At 63.1% G+C, this 17,837-nt stretch carries 20 protein-coding genes; 19 read left to right on the top strand and 1 reads right to left on the bottom strand.

Going from position 1 to position 17,837, the window contains the following annotated elements:
• Positions 1 to 29 precede the first annotated feature (29 nt).
• The 3 genes from IG616_RS18260 to IG616_RS18250 are packed head-to-tail and all read left to right on the top strand — an operon-like array spanning position 30 to position 1,207.
• Positions 30 to 386, top strand: a complete 357-nt coding sequence (locus IG616_RS18260; protein ID WP_192149618.1) for a gene transfer agent family protein — start codon at positions 30 to 32, stop codon at positions 384 to 386.
• Positions 387 to 409: 23 nt separating this feature from the next.
• Complete coding sequence (locus IG616_RS18255; RefSeq protein WP_192149617.1) at positions 410 to 589, top strand: phage tail assembly chaperone; 180 nt, start codon at positions 410 to 412, stop codon at positions 587 to 589.
• 15 nt (positions 590 to 604) lie between these two features.
• On the top strand, positions 605 to 1,207 hold the full coding sequence (locus IG616_RS18250) for a phage tail tape measure protein (RefSeq protein WP_192149616.1): 603 nt from the start codon (positions 605 to 607) through the stop codon (positions 1,205 to 1,207).
• Positions 1,208 to 1,230: 23 nt separating this feature from the next.
• Here the strand turns inward: IG616_RS18250 and IG616_RS18245 are convergent, their stop codons facing one another.
• Positions 1,231 to 1,485, bottom strand: a complete 255-nt coding sequence (locus IG616_RS18245) for an HP1242/YdcH family protein (RefSeq protein WP_192149615.1) — start codon at positions 1,483 to 1,485, stop codon at positions 1,231 to 1,233.
• A gap of 95 nt (positions 1,486 to 1,580) precedes the next feature.
• On the opposite strand from IG616_RS18245, the gene IG616_RS18240 reads away from it, so the two are divergent.
• From IG616_RS18240 to ccmE, 16 genes are all read left to right on the top strand, one after another.
• Positions 1,581 to 2,219 (top strand): DUF2460 domain-containing protein, encoded by a 639-nt coding sequence (locus IG616_RS18240; protein ID WP_192149614.1) that lies wholly within the window; start codon positions 1,581 to 1,583, stop codon positions 2,217 to 2,219.
• A 45-nt stretch (positions 2,220 to 2,264) separates the two neighbouring features.
• Positions 2,265 to 3,161 (top strand): DUF2163 domain-containing protein, encoded by an 897-nt coding sequence (locus IG616_RS18235; RefSeq protein ID WP_192149613.1) that lies wholly within the window; start codon positions 2,265 to 2,267, stop codon positions 3,159 to 3,161.
• Positions 3,151 to 3,612 carry an NlpC/P60 family protein gene (locus IG616_RS18230; protein ID WP_343072396.1) on the top strand — a complete coding sequence of 154 codons (462 nt, stop codon included), beginning with the start codon at positions 3,151 to 3,153 and terminating at the stop codon, positions 3,610 to 3,612. Before IG616_RS18235 ends, IG616_RS18230 begins: the two co-directional genes overlap by 11 nt.
• Positions 3,600 to 7,475 carry a baseplate multidomain protein megatron gene (locus tag IG616_RS18225; RefSeq protein ID WP_192149611.1) on the top strand — a complete coding sequence of 1,292 codons (3,876 nt, stop codon included), beginning with the start codon at positions 3,600 to 3,602 and terminating at the stop codon, positions 7,473 to 7,475. The genes IG616_RS18230 and IG616_RS18225 overlap by 13 nt, the downstream gene beginning before the upstream one ends.
• Entirely contained in the window at positions 7,468 to 8,196 is a 729-nt protein-coding gene (locus IG616_RS18220) for a DUF2793 domain-containing protein (protein WP_192149610.1), read from the top strand. Before IG616_RS18225 ends, IG616_RS18220 begins: the two co-directional genes overlap by 8 nt.
• Before the next feature lie 44 nt (positions 8,197 to 8,240).
• Positions 8,241 to 9,182 carry a glycoside hydrolase family protein gene (locus IG616_RS18215; RefSeq protein ID WP_192149609.1) on the top strand — a complete coding sequence of 314 codons (942 nt, stop codon included), beginning with the start codon at positions 8,241 to 8,243 and terminating at the stop codon, positions 9,180 to 9,182.
• A 30-nt stretch (positions 9,183 to 9,212) separates the two neighbouring features.
• Positions 9,213 to 9,425: a hypothetical protein gene (locus tag IG616_RS18210; RefSeq protein ID WP_192149608.1), complete on the top strand. Its 213-nt coding sequence runs from the start codon at positions 9,213 to 9,215 to the stop codon at positions 9,423 to 9,425.
• 93 nt (positions 9,426 to 9,518) lie between these two features.
• On the top strand, positions 9,519 to 9,887 hold the full coding sequence (locus IG616_RS18205) for a VOC family protein (RefSeq protein WP_192149607.1): 369 nt from the start codon (positions 9,519 to 9,521) through the stop codon (positions 9,885 to 9,887).
• A 12-nt stretch (positions 9,888 to 9,899) separates the two neighbouring features.
• Complete coding sequence (locus IG616_RS18200; protein WP_192149606.1) at positions 9,900 to 10,598, top strand: helix-turn-helix transcriptional regulator; 699 nt, start codon at positions 9,900 to 9,902, stop codon at positions 10,596 to 10,598.
• A 378-nt stretch (positions 10,599 to 10,976) separates the two neighbouring features.
• Positions 10,977 to 11,243 (top strand): hypothetical protein, encoded by a 267-nt coding sequence (locus IG616_RS18195; protein ID WP_209007733.1) that lies wholly within the window; start codon positions 10,977 to 10,979, stop codon positions 11,241 to 11,243.
• Positions 11,244 to 11,285: 42 nt separating this feature from the next.
• Entirely contained in the window at positions 11,286 to 11,954 is a 669-nt protein-coding gene (locus IG616_RS18190) for a winged helix-turn-helix domain-containing protein (protein WP_192149605.1), read from the top strand.
• Entirely contained in the window at positions 11,944 to 13,392 is a 1,449-nt protein-coding gene (locus IG616_RS18185; RefSeq protein ID WP_246476300.1) for a sensor histidine kinase, read from the top strand. The genes IG616_RS18190 and IG616_RS18185 overlap by 11 nt, the downstream gene beginning before the upstream one ends.
• A 160-nt stretch (positions 13,393 to 13,552) precedes the next feature.
• Positions 13,553 to 13,981, top strand: a complete 429-nt coding sequence (locus IG616_RS18180) for an RT0821/Lpp0805 family surface protein (RefSeq protein WP_192149604.1) — start codon at positions 13,553 to 13,555, stop codon at positions 13,979 to 13,981.
• Positions 13,982 to 14,232: 251 nt separating this feature from the next.
• Positions 14,233 to 15,705, top strand: coding sequence for a hypothetical protein (locus IG616_RS18175; RefSeq protein ID WP_192149603.1), 1,473 nt, complete (start codon positions 14,233 to 14,235; stop codon positions 15,703 to 15,705).
• Positions 15,706 to 16,148: 443 nt separating this feature from the next.
• Entirely contained in the window at positions 16,149 to 17,309 is a 1,161-nt protein-coding gene (gene ccmI, locus IG616_RS18170) for a c-type cytochrome biogenesis protein CcmI (protein WP_192149602.1), read from the top strand.
• 48 nt (positions 17,310 to 17,357) lie between these two features.
• The gene (gene ccmE, locus IG616_RS18165; protein ID WP_192149601.1) at positions 17,358 to 17,795 is read left to right on the top strand and encodes a cytochrome c maturation protein CcmE; all 438 of its coding nucleotides are present in this window, start codon (positions 17,358 to 17,360) and stop codon (positions 17,793 to 17,795) included.
• Positions 17,796 to 17,837: the final 42 nt, after the last annotated feature.

Below are 17,837 nucleotides of genomic sequence, written 5' to 3'. Positions count from 1 at the left end.
CAGGCGGTCTGGCAGGAAAGGAGAAGGGAATGCCCAATCGCTTGCGCGGCGAGATTGCCGCTTGTCTGGATGGCCGCCAGTGGACGCTGGTTCTGACCCTCGGGGCCTTGGCGGAGCTGGAGGCGGCCTTTGCTCTCGACAGTTTGACGGCATTGGCCGAGCGGTTTTCGAGCGGACGGGTGTCGGCGCGGGACCTGATCCGGGTGATCGGGGCCGGCCTGCGCGGCGCAGGGAACTCTGTCTCCGATGATCAGGTGGCGGCCATGACTACCGCAGGAGGCGCGCTGGGCTTTGCCGCGATCGCAACGGATCTCCTCCAGGTGACGTTCGGAACGGACGATGAGGAGAGCGCAGAGGATCCGGGGGCAGATTGCCCTTTTGCCTGAGGTCTGCGGGGGAGCCTGAGCCCATGCCGTGGCAGACCCTGATGGAACGGGCAATGGGCGGGCTTTGCTGGCGCCCAGCGGATTTCTGGGCGGCAACGCCCCGCGAACTGGCGGCAGCGCTGGGCCTGATACGCCAGAAGGCTGCGCTGGGCCGCAGGGATTTCGACCGGTTGATGGGCCAGTTTCCGGACAGGCTTGACTGAAAAGGACCAAGCATAATGGCGAACGAGGATGATGGCGGACTGGTTGATCTGCCGCTTGGAGACCTGAGCCGGTTTTCCGGGCAGATGGAGGCGTTGACCCGGAGCGCGTCGCAGTTTTCCTCCACACTGACGAGTGGCATGAAATCCGCGCTGCTGGATGGGAAGTCGCTGGACGTGGTGATCCGGCAGATGGCGCTGACCCTGTCTACAAAGGTGCTGACCTCGTCCTTCAACTCCCTAGTCAGTCTGGCAGGCAGTGCGGTCAGCAGCGTGGCGGGATCTGGCGGAAGCAGCCTTCTGTCAGGGCTGGTAAGCGGCGCGGTGCCGCTGCTCGGGTCGGTCATGCCTTTCGCCAAGGGCGGCGTGGTAGCCTCACCGACTTATTTCGGGTTGGAAAGCGGATTGGGGGTGGCCGGGGAAGCGGGCGCTGAGGCGATCCTGCCTCTCAGCCGGGGAGCCGATGGACGGCTTGGCATCCGGTCTGGCCGGGAAAGCGCCCAAGGGCCGCGGGTGCAGATCAATGTGGCTGCCCGGGATGCCGAGAGCTTCCGCAGGTCGGAAGCGCAGATCTCGGCCATGGTGGCCCGCGCCGTCGGACGGGGACGGCGCGGGCTCTGACACCGGCCTGAAAAAGGAGGGGCTCAGGAGCCGGTGTTTTCGGTTGCCGCAAGCAAGGCGGCAATCTGATCCTTGAGGCCGAGGCGCTTCTTCTTGAGATCCTCCAAGGCCTGATCGGATGCGGGAGCCACTTCGCTCTCGATCCGGTGAATTTCGCGGTTGACCTCGTGATACTCGTCCGCCAGCCGGGCAAAATGCGCATCGGACGTCTTCAGTGCGTGCAGTTGCTCCGCAGCCTGCGGGAATTCTTCGTGCAACTCGTGCGGTACATGACTCATTCAGTGCCCTCCTTGGTTCGGGCAAAGATGACCGGGCTTGGGCCGGGGCACCTTGAGCCAGATCAATCCGGGCAGGGTGGGAAGGAGTTTTTTCCATGATTTCGATCCTCGACGAGCGTTTTCCCTCGGCGGTTGCCTTTGGAGCGCTGGGCGGACCGGAGCGGAGGACGGACGTGGTGCTTCTGGCCTCCGGGTTCGAGGCGCGCAATGCCCGCTGGGCCGATAGCCGCAGGCGCTATGACGCCTCGACCGGTATCCGCTCCCTGGCGGATTTGCGCGCGGTTTTGTCACTTTTTGAAAAAGCGCGGGGACGGCTTTACGGGTTCCGCTTCCGCGATCCTTTCGATCATTCCACCCGCAGCGACGGCGGGCTGCCACTGGCAACCGACCAGCTGCAAGGCATAGGCGACGGAGCGGCCACCCGGTTCGTGCCGCGCAAGACCTATGGCAGTGGTGAGACGGCCTATGTCCGTGAGATCCGGTTGGTCGACGCCGGGTCCCTTAGGGCGGCGCTGGACGGGGTGATGCTGGCGACGGGAAGCGACGTCACTCTTGATGAGAGCACCGGGGAACTGGTGTTTGCGGAGCCTCCGGCGGAGGGCGTGGCGATTACCGCCGGGTTCCTCTTTGACGTGCCCGTCCGCTTCGATACGGACAGGCTGGAGGTGAGCCTGACCCATTTCGAGGCCGGCGATATTCCGACGATCCCGCTGGTGGAAATCAAGATCGCCTGAGCGGGCAGCGCTCAGCACAACCTTTCTTTCTGACGGGACACTCTCATGAAAACGATCCCAACGGATCTTGCCGCCCGGCTGGCGCGGCGGGAGACGACGCTTGCGCTGTGCTGGGTGGTGACCCGGACGGATGGCGTGCGCTGCGGCTTTACCGACCATGACCGGCCGGTGCTGGTCGAAGGAGTGACCTGTCTGCCGGAAAACGGGCTGGAGGCATCCGCTCGCACCAGCGGGCCAGGCTTCGCCGCAGCTGCGGGAGACGTGGCTGGCGCCATCAGCGGTCCGGCCTTAAGCGAGGATGATCTGGAGGCAGGGCTCTGGGATGGGGCGGAAGTGACGGTCTATCTCGCGGACTGGAGCGCTGCCGGTGACGTTTCCATGGCTCTGCGGCGGGCAAGGATCGGAGAAGTGAGCCGGAAGGGGACAGCGTTTCAGGCTGAACTCAGAGGGTTGGCTCATACGCTTGAGGCGCGGCATGGGCGGGTCTATTCGCGCAGCTGCGATGCGGATCTGGGAGATGCGCGCTGCGGGATCGATCTGGAAGGCCCGGTGTACAGCACGGTGGGAGTTGTCATCTCCGCGAGCGCTACAGGGGATGTGCAGCTGGTGGGAGCCGGAACCTTCGAAGAAGGCTGGTTCACCGGTGGCCTGCTGAGCGTTCTGGATGGGGAACGGCAAGGCTTTTCCAGCGAGATCGCCAATCACACGCTGACGGAAACAGGCGCGCTGATCACGCTGTGGCAGGCGCCGCCTTCTCCGCTGGCGGCAGGCGTCCAGGTCAAGGTGACGGCAGGCTGCGACAAGCGGTTTGCCACCTGCCGGTCGAAATTCGGCAATGGGTTGAACTTTCAGGGCTTCCCGCATCTGCCGGGAACCGACTTCGTTCTCTCTTATCCCTCCCGCAATACCGGAACAAATGATGGAGGTGCCCGTGTCTCTTGAGGAAGAGAGCGCTGACATCCGGTCAAGGGCGCTCGCCGAGGCGCGGCTGTGGCTGGGAACGCCCTATCGCCATCAGGCGAGCTGCCGGGGGGCGGGGTGCGATTGTCTGGGGCTGCTGCGCGGCGTGGTGCGCGGGCTCTACGGGCGCGAGCCCGAGGAAGCGCCCGACTATGCGCCGGACTGGTCTGCGGCTGGACGCGAGGAGCTGAGGGAGGCGGGCAGGCGCTGGCTGGAGGAAATCGCCATTGAGGCGGCGCTGCCCGGTGACGTTCTCCTGTTCCGCTGGCGCGACGGCGTACCCGCCCGGCATGTGGGGCTGCTGGCCGATGGGCAAAAGCTCATCCATGCCTATGAGCGGGTGGGCGTGATCGAGAGCCCGCTGGTGCCAGCCTGGCGCCGCAGAATTTCCAACGCTTTCCGTTTTCCGGAGGAGCCGTCATGGCAACTTTGATCCTGGCCGCAGCTGGCTCTGCCGTTGGCGGCCTGTTCGGGCTGGGCGGTATCGGCGCGATCCTCGGCAAGGCTGTGGGGGCGGTGGCCGGGGCCGGTGTGGACCGCCTGCTGTTCGGCTCCAGGCGCGCAGTCGAGGGATCGCGCCTGTCCGACCTGACGGTGCAGACCTCGAACGAAGGCGCGCCGCTGCCGCTCGTCTATGGCCGGGTGCGGCTGGCGGGGCAGGTGATCTGGGCCACCAACTTCGAGGAGGTGGTCAGCGAGGAAAGCGCAGGCGGCAAGGGCGGAGGTTCGTCGACCACCGTGCGCAGCTATTCCTATTTCGCCAACTTCGCGGTGGCGCTGGCAGAGGGGCCGATTGACCGGATTGGCCGGGTTTGGGCCGATGGCAAGGAGCTGGACACCGGTCCGCTGACCATGCGCGTCTACAAAGGCACGGAGGATCAGGAGCCGGACCCTCTGATTGCCGCCGTTCAGGGCGAGGCGCCAGCCTATCGCGGCACGGCCTATGTGGTGTTTGAACGTCTGGCGCTGGCAGGGTTCGGCAACCGAATTCCGCAGCTTGCTTTTGAAGTGATCCGCGCGATCGAGCCTCTGGAGGCGCAGGTCCGGGCTGTGACCATGATCCCGGGGGCGGGGGAGTTTGTCTATTCGGCGGTGCCAGTCAGCCAGACCTTGTTGCCGGGAGAAGCCGAAAGCCTGAACCACCACACAAGCCTGGCCGATACGGACTGGACAGCCTCGCTGGACGATCTGCAGGCGGTTTGTCCCTCGCTGGAAAGTGTGGCGCTGGTGGTGACCTGGTTTGGCGACGACCTGAGAGCTGGCGCGTGCCGGTTCCGCCCGAAGGTGGAGACGGCGGAAAAGACGACGGCAGGATTGATCTGGTCGGTGGCAGGGCTCAGCCGGGAGCAGGCTCCGGTCGTCTCTCAGAGGGACGGAGCACCCGCCTTTGGCGGTACACCTGCGGATGCAAGCGTGCTGTCTGCGATTGCCGACCTGAAGGCAAGGGGCCTCCGGGTGATGCTCTATCCCTTTCTGATGATGGACATCCCGGAAGGCAATGGCCTGCCGGATCCTTATGGTGGCTCTGAGCAGCCTGTCTATCCCTGGCGGGGAAGGATTACCTCAACAGGCGATGCGGCGTCCGATGCGTCGAGTTTTTTCGGAACTGTCACGGCTGCGGATTTCACGGTTTCCTCCGGAGCGGTCAGCTATCATGGGCCGGACGAATGGTCCTACCGGCGGCATATCCTGCATATGGCTGCACTGGCGAAGGCAGCCGGCGGGGTGGATGCCTTTCTGATTGGCTCGGAGCTGCGCGGGCTGACGGTTGTCCGGGCCGGGGACGGCAGCTTTCCCTTCGTCGAGGGTCTCGCCGCACTGGCGGGGGAAGTCCGCGTGCTGTTGGGGGCATCCACCAAGATCTCCTATGCGGCGGATTGGTCTGAGTATGGCGGGCGGCAGATGGATGGCGGGGACCTGCGGTTTCCGCTGGACCGGCTCTGGGCAAACCCGGCGATCGACTTTGTCGGCATCGACAACTACCTGCCCATGGCAGATATGCGCGAGGGGGGCGACCCGGACGGCAACCGCGATCCCTATGATATGGACGTCCTGAGGGCCGGGATTACCGGCGGCGAATATCACGGCTGGTATTACGCCTCGGATGCGGACCGGCGGGCAGGTTTGCGCAGCCCGATCGCGGATGGGGCCTACGGCAAGCCCTGGGTCTTCCGCTCCAAGGATCTCAAGGGCTGGTGGGCAAACAGCCATTTTGAGCGGACGGGCGGTGTGGAGGATGCCAGCCCAACGGCTTGGAGCCCCATGTCCAAGCCCATCTGGTTCACCGAGCTGGGTGTTCCTGCGGTGGATTTTGGCGCGAACCAGCCGAATGTCTTTTCCGACCCGAAGTCGTCGGAAAGTGCTCTGCCGTATTTCTCGAAAGGCACGAGGGATGACCTGATCCAGCGCCGGGCGCTGGAGGCTTCCTTAAGCTTCTGGGATGACCGGCATCCGGTGTTCCCGCAGGGGGACAATCCGGTCTCGCCGCTTTACGGCGGCCCCATGGTGGACCCGGCGAATATCCATCTTTGGACCTGGGACGCGCGGCCCTATCCGGCCTTTCCGAATTATGGAGACGTGTGGGCGGATGGGGAGAACTGGCAGACCGGCCATTGGCTGAACGGGCGGCTGGGCAGCGTGTCGCTCGGTGGTCTTGTGCGGCGGTTGCTTGATGACTTCGGCATTGCCCCGGAAGATGTGTCAGTGGGGAGCCTCAGCGGCTTGGTGGAAGGTCTGGCAGTCGCCGGACCTGTGTCCGCCCGGCAGATCCTGGAGCCTTTGCTGGATGTTTTTGGCGGAACCGCTAGCGATCAGGGGACGCGGGTCCTCATCAGCGATGCGGGAACGGTTGCTACGATTGAGCTAACGCTTGAGGATCTGGCCGATCCGGCGGACGGAGAGGGCATTTTGAGCCGGACCCGGGCACAGGAGAGCGAGCTGGCCTCGGAAGTGCGCTTGTCTGCGGAAGATCCGGCCTCTGATTATCAGCGCCGGGGCGCCGCGTCGCGCAGGCTCTCCGGCGGAAGCCGCGACGTGGAGACTGTGGATCTGGAAGCCGTCGCGGACCCGGGCGTCTTGCAGCAGGCAGCCGACCGCCGTCTGGCGCGGATCTGGGGTGAGCGGGAACGGATGACGCTGAGCCTGTCGCCGTTGCGGCTGGATCTGGAGCCGGGGGACGTGTTGTCGCTCGCCAGCGTGCCGGGGCAGAGCTTTTCACCGCCGCTGACACTGCGGATCGAGAGCATCGAGGATACGGACCTGCGCAAGGTGGAGGCTCTGCGCACAGGAGCAACGCGGGCAGCTGTTTCGGCAACGCCTCTGTCCGGGTCTGCGCCCTTCCGCAGTTCCGATGCAGGCGTGCCCCATGGCTTTTTGATCGATCTGCCGGTTCTGGAGAGTTCTGAAGACGGGCTTGCGCCCAGGCTCGCCACCTTTGCCCGGCCTTGGCCGGGAAGCATGACCCTGATGCGCTCAGTGGGAGACAGCGGGTTTGAACCGGTGCTGACCGTTTCCCAGCCTGCCACCATGGGACGGCTGAAGACGCCGCTTGCCCTTGGTCCGGTGGATGTCTTAGACCGGGCAAACGCGCCGGAAGTGGAGATGTTCGGCGGGCTGCTGCAGACCCGTCCCCTGCAGGCGGTGCTTGCAGGGGGCAATGCGCTGGCGGTGCGGACCAATGGCGGCGGTTTCGAGATCCTGCAATTTGCCGAGGCGGTGCTGACAGGTGTGCGGAGCTGGCGGTTGAGCCGGCTCTTGCGCGGGCAGCGCGGCACGGAACCGGAGATGCTGACCGGCGCTCCGGCGGGGGCAGATGTTGTGCTGCTGGACAGCGGCGGGATCAGCTCTGTTCCTGTTGCCGCCGGGCTGAAGGGCCTGAGCCTTTCCTACCGGCTGGTGCCGGGGAGCCTGCCGCTGGACGACAGCCGGGTGCTGGCCTTCAGCCATGCGGCCAGCGGGCGGGGGCTGGTACCTCTGGCGCCGGGGCATCTGAAGGCCAGGCGCACAGCGGGCGGTGTCGCCTTTTCCTGGATCCGCCAGACACGGCTGAGCGGAGACAGCTGGGAGCAGGCGGAAGTGCCGCTGGCGGAGGAGCGGGAGGCCTATGTGGCCGAGATCCTGGGACCGGGAGAAACGGTCTTGCGCAGCTTCAGCCTCGAGACGCCGGAGATGCTTTATCCGGCTGCCAGCGAGATTGCCGACTTTGGCGCGCAGCAATCAACCCTGACGCTGTCCGTCTGCCAGTTCTCCGCAGCCGCCGGGCGCGGGCATTCCAGAAAGGCGACCCTTCATGTCTGACACGATCCGTCTTGCCCTGCCGCTGCTTGCGGCAGCGCAGGCCCAGAAACATGTGACCCACAACGAGGCCCTGCAGCGTCTGGATGCCCTGACACAGCCGCTGATTCAGAGCCGGTCCCTGTCCGGGCCTCCGCTTGATCCGGACAGTGGCGCGCTCTGGCTGGTGGCTTCCAGTGGGACGGGAGACTGGTCGGGCAAGGACGGCAGGCTTGCCCTGTGGCTGGACGGGGCCTGGCTGTTTCTCACCGCCTTCGAGGGCATGACGGCTCTGGTGGCGGACGAAGAGGCGGTGATCACCTATCTCGGCGGTGTCTGGCGGCAGCAAGCGGGGCTCATCCGGGAAAACACGCTGCTTGCAGCCTCGTCCCATGGGGCGGAAACGCGGATTGCCGTGCTGGAAGAGACCTTGAGCGGTCTTTCCGGCGCCTACGTGGAGACTTCTCCGCTGATCCCGAACCGGGCCGTGGTCTTCGGGGTGTCCACCCGCACCGTCACAGCTGTCACGGGTGCTGCGTCCTACGACTGCGGATTGGCGGGGGAAGTGTCGAAATTCGGCGGATCGCTTGGCATTTCCCAAGGTGCAAGCAATGCGGGAGTCATTGGGCCAACGGCCTTTTACAGCGATACGCCGGTGCGCCTGACGGCCAACGGCGGCAGCTTCACCGGCGGCACGGTCCGCGTCGCGGTCCACTGCATGCTGCCGGTGGTGCCACAGGGGTGAAGCGGGTTTTTGGCGGGTTCAGACGGATCAAAAAGGGGGGGCTCATGAAAGTCAGTGAGAGGGGGCTCGCGTTCATCGCGGCGCATGAGGGCTTTGCCTCGCGGGCCTATCTGGATCCGGCGGGTGTGGTGACCATCGGCTATGGCTTCACCATGCGCTCGCGCATTTTCGCCTCCTGGTGGCTGAGCCGCTACGGCAGCGCCCTGAAGGTCGGGGATGTCTTGAGCCGGGCGGATGCGAACAAGCTGCTCCTGACCATGCTGGACGAGGAATATGCACCGCTGGCCGCCAAGGCTCTAACGCATCTGACCCAGACCGAATTCGATGCCTGTGTGTCCGTTGTCTACAATCTGGGCGCAAGGGCGCTGCGCTGGAAATGGGCGGATGCCCTGCGCAAGGGAGACAGGGCAAAGGCTGCGGATCTGCTCGCCCGGACGGGGGTGACCGCGGTCGGGCGGGTTCTGAAAGGGCTTGAACGCAGGCGGAGCGACGAGGCGAAGCTGCTGGCGTCGGGCGATTATGGCAGTCCGCCGGTTGCTTCTACCGGTGACGAGGTCTCAGCAAATCCGGCCGTCAGGGAAGCGCAAGCCGTCCTGACGAAGCTTGGCTACACGCCCGGTCCTGCAGATGGCTTGGCCGGGCAGCGCACCAAGGCCGCTGTCCGCGCCTTTCAGCGGGACAATCCGCCCTTGCTGGTGGACGGGCAGATCGGCCCGGCGACGCTGTCCCTTCTCTCCCGGCTTTCTGCCAAGCGTGGAACGGAGCATGCGGGGGCCGGGCTTGGGCTTGCCGGGGCCGGGGGCGCCAGCCTTGCCGGCTTTCATTGGCAAACCGCGCTGCTGGCCGGGTTCTGCCTGCTGCTTCTGGTGCTGGTAACCGGAGTGATTTGGCGGTTCAGAGGCCGGATTTCAGCCTTCGCCACATCTGTCTGGCGCAGAAGCGGGGCCGCCCGCTGGTCCGGGCGCGCAAGCACGGCTTCATCCTGAGCAAACGGATATCTGAAAAGGAGACGGCAGATGACGGGCTGGAAAACGCTGATTTTCAACGGGGCGGTTGGCCTGATTGTGATTCTGAAGGAACTGCTGACCTATACCGCGGGGGTCGACTGGTCTGACTTCCTTCCGCCGCAGAGCGCGGAAATGGTCGTTCTGGGTGTTGGCGTCGCCAACATCCTGCTGCGCCATGTCACCGTTGGCCCGGCGGGCTGGAAGGCGCGGAGCGCTGGTTGAGTTTCTAACATGGTTTGAAATGGCTCCTGACAGAAGGCTGTCAGGAGGGGTTTGCTAGATCTGCCTCGTCAACACGTATGAGGGAGATCCCCGATGACTTTCAAGCCTGCGCATACCATGGTCTGGTTCGAGCTGCCCGTGTCCGATCTGGACAAGTCGATTGCCTTTTACAACGCGGTGTTTCAGACACAGCTGGAGCGGGTGGACATGGGCCCGAATGAGATCGCCATGTTCCCGGTGGAAGAGGGCGGCCGTTCCGGCCATCTCTATCCAGGCAAGCCGCCGGCGCGGGGAACGGGCATGACCATTCACCTCAGCTGCCCGGACAAACTGGTCGACACGATGGAGCGTTTCGTGAAGGCTGGCGGTGAAATGGTTTCCGATCCGATCACCATTCCTGCGGGCACCTTTGCTTATGGGATGGATCCGGACGGCAATTCCATAGGGCTGTTCACCAAGTAAAGGGGCAAGGGGATGCGCCGCGCTGACCGGTTGTTCCAGATTATCCAGCATTTGCGGGGCGGACGGCTTGTCCGTGCCCGGCAGCTGTCGGAATGGTTGGAAGTGTCGGAGCGGACCATCTACCGGGACATTGCCGATCTTCAGACCTCGGGCGTGCCGATCGATGGCGCGGCCGGGGTCGGCTACATTCTGCGCGCCGGGTTCGACCTGCCACCGCTGATGTTCTCCCGTGACGAGATCACGGCCCTGATGGCGGGCGCAAAGCTGATCAGGGCCTGGGGCGGAGCGGAAATGGCGCGGGCCGCCGAGGAGGCGCTGGTCAAGATCGACGCGGTATTGCCCGACACCTTAAGGGAAAGCACCTCGGAAGTTCAGATCCACGCCATTGCCCCGGAAATGACGGAAGAGTTGCGGCTCAGGATCGATCTTCTGGAGCGGGCCAGCAACCGGCGGGCCCGGCTGCATGTGCTTTACGAAGACAAGGAGGGGCTGGCGAGCGAGCGTACCTTGCGGCCTCTGGGATTGTGGTTCTGGGGCAAGGTCTGGACGCTGGTCGCCTGGTGCGAACTGAGGGATGATTTCCGCATGTTCCGGCTCGACAGAATGCAGTCCATCGCCGACACGGGCGAAACCTTCCGCAAGGAGCCAGGCAAGACCCTGCAGGATTTCTACCGGAGTATGCCGGAGGATAGACGCTCAAAGCGGTGCTAGACCTGCGCCTCATCATGTCTTCGCGCCTTGCCGGATACAGCGGAGCGGAGATCCAGGATCTTGCAGCATATCTAATGCAGCGGGATCTGTTTCGTGGTTGATTGGTCCTGGCGCAAGGCCGGGACGGCGCGGGTGATGCTCAGAAAGCCCAATCCGTGATGGGCAGCCGCAATGTGCTGAGATTTGCTTCTTCCCTTTCCCTGAAGACCCGGTTCAGGTTCCATTCAGGTCTCTTCCCTTATTGATAGCCATATTCCGGTTGACGGGCATGGCAGTCCTGCCAAGTTACGAAACCGGAACAATCCGGAGGCGGGATGGTGTGGCCGTTCTGCCTGAAATAGAACAGCGGCCCTGGCCGCAGGCTCGTGGGACAGACAGGTGAAACATTTTCTTGCCCTGATCATGCTGACATTTCTGGCGCTGGGCCAGATGCAGGCCGCGGCACAGGCTCAATGCCTGTCGCAGGCAGAAGCCCGCGATGCAGTGGCCAGCGGCAAGGCGGCTTCGCTCGGGTCCATGAAAGGGGCCGCCGGCGGGGAAATCGTCAAGGCGCAGCTCTGCATTGAAGGCGGCCAATATGTCTACCGGTTGTCAGTCCTGATTGGCGGGCAGGTCAAGACAGTCGTGCTGCCTGCCAGCCGCTGAGTTTTGCTTTAGACCCGGACATCAATTTTTAGGAAGAACCGCATGCGTTTGCTCGTCGTGGAAGATGATGCCGATCTGAACCGCCAGCTGGTCACGGCTCTTGGAGAAGCCGGCTATGCCGTCGACAAGGCTTTCGACGGCGAGGAAGGCCATTTCATGGGCGATACCGAGCCTTATGATGCGGTGATCCTGGATCTTGGTCTGCCGAAACTCGATGGGCTGTCCGTGCTGGAAAACTGGCGCCGGGATGGCAAGACCATGCCGGTTCTGATCCTGACGGCCCGCGACCGCTGGTCGGACAAGGTGGCCGGGATCGACGCGGGCGCCGACGACTATGTTGCCAAGCCTTTCCACATGGAAGAAGTGCTGGCCCGGGTGCGGGCGCTGGTCCGCCGGGCTGCCGGGCATGCGTCCAACGAGATCATCTGCGGGCCGGTACGGCTGGATTTGCGGGCGGGCCGGGTGACCGTGGACGGTGCGCCGGTCAAGCTGACCTCGCATGAATACCGGCTCCTGTCCTATCTGCTTCATCACCGGGGCAAGGTGATTTCGAGAACCGAGCTGACCGAACATCTTTACGAGCAGGACTTTGACCGGGATTCCAACACCGTCGAAGTGTTTGTCGGACGATTGCGCAAGAAGATCGGTTCGGACATGATCGAGACCGTGCGCGGCCTGGGCTACCGTCTGGGAGACCCGGTTGAGGAATAAGGCCGACGCACCACCGCAAGAAGAGATCCTGGCGGCTGCCAAACCGGTCAGCCGCTGGCGCAAGCGGTCCCTATCACGCCGCCTCGTCGTCGTTGCTGCCGTTTGGTCGGTGCTCGCGCTGGCAGTTGCGGGCTTCATTCTGGTCAGCCTCTACCGGACCGCGAGCGAGCGGGCCTTCGACGCCCAGCTGGAGGTCTATGCCAAGACCATCCTGTCCGAGATGCTGCCCGACGCGGCCTCGACGGATGTTCCGCGCGCGCAGCAGACACAGCCTGCCATACAGGCGCCCAAAGGCGTGATCGAACCCAGGTTTTCCCTACCGCTTTCGGGCTGGTACTGGACCGTCCGCAGCGGTGAGACGGGACGTGTTCTTTTTGCCTCCGAGTCGCTGGTGGGTGACCCCTTGAGTGTTGGGGACATGGCCGGGGAAGACACGCAGAGTGCCTTCGGTGTGGGGCCGGGCGGGGAAGAAGTCCGGATCCGCCAGGAAAAAGTCCGGTTCGGCAATGCCTCCTACATTATTGCCGTTGCCGCCAGAACCGCCGGTTTCCGGGCAGATCTGGCGCAGTTCACGCGCATGGCGTCCTTGACGCTGGCCGTGATCGGGGCCGGGCTGGTCGGCGCGGTGTTTCTGCAGGTCCGTGTCGGTTTGAAGCCTCTTGTCCGGCTGCAAGCCTCGCTGGCGGCTGTCCGCCGGGGGGACGAGGACGCCATCGACGAGGATCTGCCGGTCGAGATTGCGCCGCTGGCGGTGGAATTGAACGCGCTGATCCACTCCAACCGGGAAATCGTGGAACGTGCCCGGACCCATGTGGGCAACCTCGCCCACGGCCTGAAGACACCGCTCAGCGTCATTTCAAACGAGGCCCGCGCTGCCCAGGGGCCGCTTGCGGACAAGGTGAGCGAGCAGGCGGCGATCATGTCGACCCAGATCCAGCATCACCTGGAGCGGGCGCGCATGGCCGCGCAACGGCGGGTGATAGGTGTTTCCTGTGATGTCGAGCCGGTTCTGAGCCGCCTCTGCCGGGCCATGGGCAAGATCTATCAGGGGCGGGGGATCGAGCTTGAGCAAGTTGTTCCGGCAGGGCTGCGGTTCCGCGGCGAACAGCAGGACCTTGAGGAACTGTCGGGAAATCTCATCGACAATGCCTGCAAGTGGGCCAAAGGCCGGGTCAGTGTCACGCTGCGGCCCTTGACCTCCAGCGGCGTCGGACGGGAGCTTTTCGAACTCGTGGTTGAGGATGATGGCCCAGGCCTGAGCGAAGAAGAGCGCCGGGAGGCAGTCAAGCGCGGAAAGCGGCTGGACGAGACGGTTCCGGGCACGGGCCTTGGCCTTTCCATCGTCGCTGATCTTGCCGCGCTGTATGGCGGACGCCTCGATCTGGACCGTTCGAAAATGGGTGGCCTGAAGGCGAGTCTTGTGCTGCCGGCCATTTGACAAGCGCCGGGCGTAGGGTAAAATCCCGTCTCAGGTCACATTGCTCCCAAATGTGACGGGGATCACAAAATATTTTCGATGCTTGGCCTACTCCGGCCATAAAGTACCCCTATTTCTGACAGGGTCCGGCAGCGTCCGGATCTTTTGACCGGAGCGATAGATGCGGTTCCTACCCGCGGCAGCAACAGTTTTGATGATGTCGGCAGCGCTCGCCGGCTGTTCGTCCGTATCAGGAGACGGCCAGGCGAGTTCCTGGGCCGGTTCTTCAGGTGTGGCCGAAGCCGAAGCAAGCACCGCGATCGCCGTTCTCCTCAACAACGAATTCGGCCAGTCCCTGGATGTCTCCGATCACAAGGCGGTTGCCGAAGCCCAGCGTCAGGCGCTGCGCTCGCCAGGGGTCGGGAATGCTGTTGCCTGGCAGAACGGCGCGACCGGCCGCAGCGGACAGGTGCGTCCGGGGCCGATTTATCAGGTCAATGACACAACCTGCCGCGAGTTCGTTCACGAAATGAACTTGTCCAGCCGTCATCTTGTGTCGCGTGGAACGGCTTGCCGCCAGGACGATGGCTCCTGGAAAACCCTGGGCTAACCCCCGTCCGGAAACAGCCTTCATTTGAGCAATCGTCAGCACGGCAGGGTTTCTGCGGCCCTATTTCGATGCGTTCTTTTCCCGAAACGGGCGCGCTGACAGGCGGAGAGTGCCGGAGCAACAAGTAAGCTCTTGCGCCCAAAAGGTTTTCCGGCCCCTTTTCTGAAAGAGGAACTGTTTTCCTCAACCAATGCTTAAATATTGACGCCTTACAGTTCCGAATTGGCACGCCCTTGGAACGTTTACAGGCAATGACGAACCCTGAATTGGTTTCGAATAAAATCAGGAGCTATCTGCAAGACCTTAGCCCCAAGGCCGTGGAGGGGCTTGTCCGCAGTCTTGAGCGTGCTCGCGCCGAAGGGGCAACCGACCCTCACTATGAACTGATCCTCACAGTCTCGGCACAAATGCTCCGCCAGGTTCAGCCGGACGATCTGGGCAACCGGATATGGCGTGTCCGCCAAAGCCAGGTGCAGCGCAAGTTTTTCCAGCCTCTTGAAGAATTTCTGATCACGGAATTCCTGCCGACCAAGCAGGAGGGGCGGATCCACCGCGACATGCTCGACCGGGTCTGGACCTGGCTGGGCCGTGATCTGCTGCCTTCGGACGTGAAGAAGGTTCTGGATCTCGCCTTGCGCCCGAAGGTCAGCGACGACAAGCTAGACATGCTGGTCGCCAACCTGCGCAAGACAGCGCTGGACGCCATGAGCGATGCGCTGCATCAGATCGAGCGTTCGGACAAGGAGCGCCGGCGCCTCAGCATCGAGGTAGGTGGCGAGCGTGGTATCGCGGATCTCAAGGACATCAACAAGATCTTCGGGGCGGAAGACTGGCTGATGCCCTTGCTTCAGGTTGTGCCGGAAACCTTGAACGACAAGAAATTCAGAGCCGACACCAGCATCCTGCGGATCGTTCAAAGGTGTTCCGAACGGTTCCCTGACCATGTTCCCGTTGTGGCGGTTGCCCTTATGGAACGGGCGGATTCCCCTTCAGATCTCGCTTGTCTTGCAGGACGGCTGGCCAACTCCAACGACGCGAAGGTGATCAGCGCCTCCCGCTTTGCGCCCTTTGTCGACGTGGTGCTGAGCGAGGCGGAGCGGCTGAATGTGCTTGCGCAGGATCACCGCAAGTACAATCCGGATCCCGTCGCCTTTTCCATGGCTCTGTCCGATTACCACACGCTGGTGAAAGGCCTGGAGCAGGACCTGGAACTGTCGCACAGCAGCACCTGGCACAAGCGGCTTTCAGAGACCAAGAGAGAGATTTCCGCAGCGGTGACCGGTGAGCTGCAGAACGCCATGGGCGCCGTGCGCCGTTCGCTTCAGGTGCCGAAAGCCGATTCGGAAGGTGTTTTGCAAATCGACAATGCCTCGATTGATGAGGCTGTCCGTGCGCTCAGAACGGCAGTGATGGTCAAGAATGCCTCCGAGACCTTCGCGGTCAATGACATTGGCAAACGGACCCGGCAGGTTATCGAGCAGACGCTTGAAATCGTGACCCGTTCGCTGATTTCCGATCTGGGCAACCAGCCGGACCAGAGTCTGAAGGCCCATCTTTCCGCCGTCGACACAGCGATCATGCTGTCTGAAATCTACTTCGGCGGAGACTATGCCGCGCAACTCAGACGCAGCCGTCAGACCGCAATCGAGAAGCAGCGGACATTGCCGAAGAAGCAGGAGCACTCCTTGACGCCAGCGGCACTTCACGCTTCAGCCGGGGAATAGGTTGACCGCAAGGCTCTTTCGCCGAGGTTCTGCCGTAAATGTTCTGGACCTCTCGCGAATGTGACCGGAAAACCGTCACGCGCTTAGGGACTGAACCTTAGGGTGTGGACCCATAAATTTGCAGGTAATGGCGCGTCAACTGGCACCGAAAGGCAAGGCGAGTGGCGAAAAGCGGGCTTTATGCCCGGTTGAGACGCTCAACGCCGCCTTTCACAGCCAGTTGCGCGTCCTGTAAGGATTTGGCGAATTCGTCCGGCTACAGCGTTGCAAGACTTTGAAAGCCATAAGGCTTCCTGCAGTCTTGCGCCTTGTAGCCAAACAAATTCGCTCAAACCATTGCCTTCAAATTTATGAGTCCACACCCTAGGAAAAACCCTGCCGCGACCGCTCGTCACAGACAGCATGGCTTGCCTTCTCGCGGGGGGCAGGGTCTATATGCTTCCATGATATTCTGGATCCTGATTGCGGCCCTCACGGCTGTTGCTGCGCTTTCTGTTCTTGTGCCTTTCGCGCGTGCCAATGCCGGGCGCGCGGGGGCGTCTCTGACCGGTGCTGCTGCGGACGCGGCCGTCTACCGTCAGCAGCTGAGCGAGGTCGACAAGGATCTCGAACGGGGCATGATCGATGCGGAAGCGGCAAAGGCCGCACGCACAGAAATCGCCCGGCGCCTGCTGTCGGCTGCCGATGCCGAGACTGCGGAGCAGGGGGGCGGTTCTCTTTCAAACTGGCCCCGCAAGCTCGTGTTTGTGGTTGCGGCAGTGCTTATTCCGGCGGCAGCACTCGGCATCTACGGCCTGATCGGGCAGCCCGACCTTCCGGACCAGCCGCTTGTTGCCCGTTTGTCGGCACCCGCTGAAACTCAGTCCGTCGCGACACTGGTCGCGCGTGTGGAGCGTCACCTGGCCGACAATCCCGAGGACGGGCAGGGGTGGGAAGTGCTTGCGCCTGTTTATCTTCGCCTCGGCAATGCCCAGTCTGCCGCACAGGCGTATTTCAATACGATCCGTCTTCTCGGCCCGACGTCCAAGCGGCAGGCTGACTACGGTGAAGCCTTGACCATGGCCAACAGCGGTATTGTCAGCGCGGATGCCCGCGCTTCGTTCGAGAAAGCGGTTGAACTGGACCCGAAGAACGCGAAGGCACGCTTCTTCCTCGCTCTTGCTCTGGGACAGGAAGGGAAGACCGGCGCGGCTGTGGTTGCCTGGACATCCCTGCTGGAGGGCGCTGATCCGAAGGAGCCCTGGGTTCCGGCCGCGCGGATGCAACTTGCCGAACTGAAGGGCGAACCCGTTCCAGGTCAAGCCGGTGCTCCGGTGTCTGGCGCGCAGCTGCCGGGTCCTTCGGCAGCCGATGTATCCGCAGCCCAATCCATGAGCGCGGATGACCGCACGGCCATGATCCGGGGTATGGTGGAGAACCTCGCCGGGCGGCTCGCCGATGGCGGGGGAACGGTTGACGAATGGCTTCGCCTGATCCGGGCCTATATGGTTCTGGGTGAGAAGGGCAAAGCGGAGGAGGCGCTGACAACAGCGCGGCAAAACCTGGCTGACAACGCTGAGGCGCTGAGCCAGATCAATGCATTTGCCAGGGACGCAGGACTTTAAGGTTCCAGAGGGGCCGGAGCCTTAAAGTCGAAATATGGACGCGAGACAATGACACGTAAACAACGGCGCCTGACTATGATTGGCGCTGCCGGAGTGGTTCTGGCAGCGGCTGTCGGTCTTATTCTCTATGCGCTGAATGACCAGATCGTCTTTTTCCAAAGCCCTACGGATGTGGTGGAAAAGGGGATCGGGCCGGGACAGCGGATCCGCCTTGGCGGCCTTGTGGAGGAAGGCTCAGTCGTGCGGGCGGATGATGCGCATGTGACCTTCAGCGTGACAGATACCAGCAACAGCGTGAAGGTGACCTACACCGGAATCCTGCCGGATCTTTTCCGGGAAGGGCAGGGTGTGGTCACCGAAGGCACAGTTGGCCCGGATGGCGTATTTGTTGCCGACAACGTGCTGGCCAAGCATGATGAGAAATATATTCCGAAGGAAGTCGCCGAAGCGCTGAAGAAGCAAGGCGTCTGGAAGGGTGATAACTGACGGCAGCTGCCAAAGGTCAGGTGCGTTTCCTGCCCATCCGGC

This window comes from Roseibium litorale (assembly GCF_014842915.1).
GTDB lineage: Bacteria > Pseudomonadota > Alphaproteobacteria > Rhizobiales > Stappiaceae > Roseibium > Roseibium litorale.
This window is presented reverse-complemented; position numbering and strand designations above follow the sequence as displayed.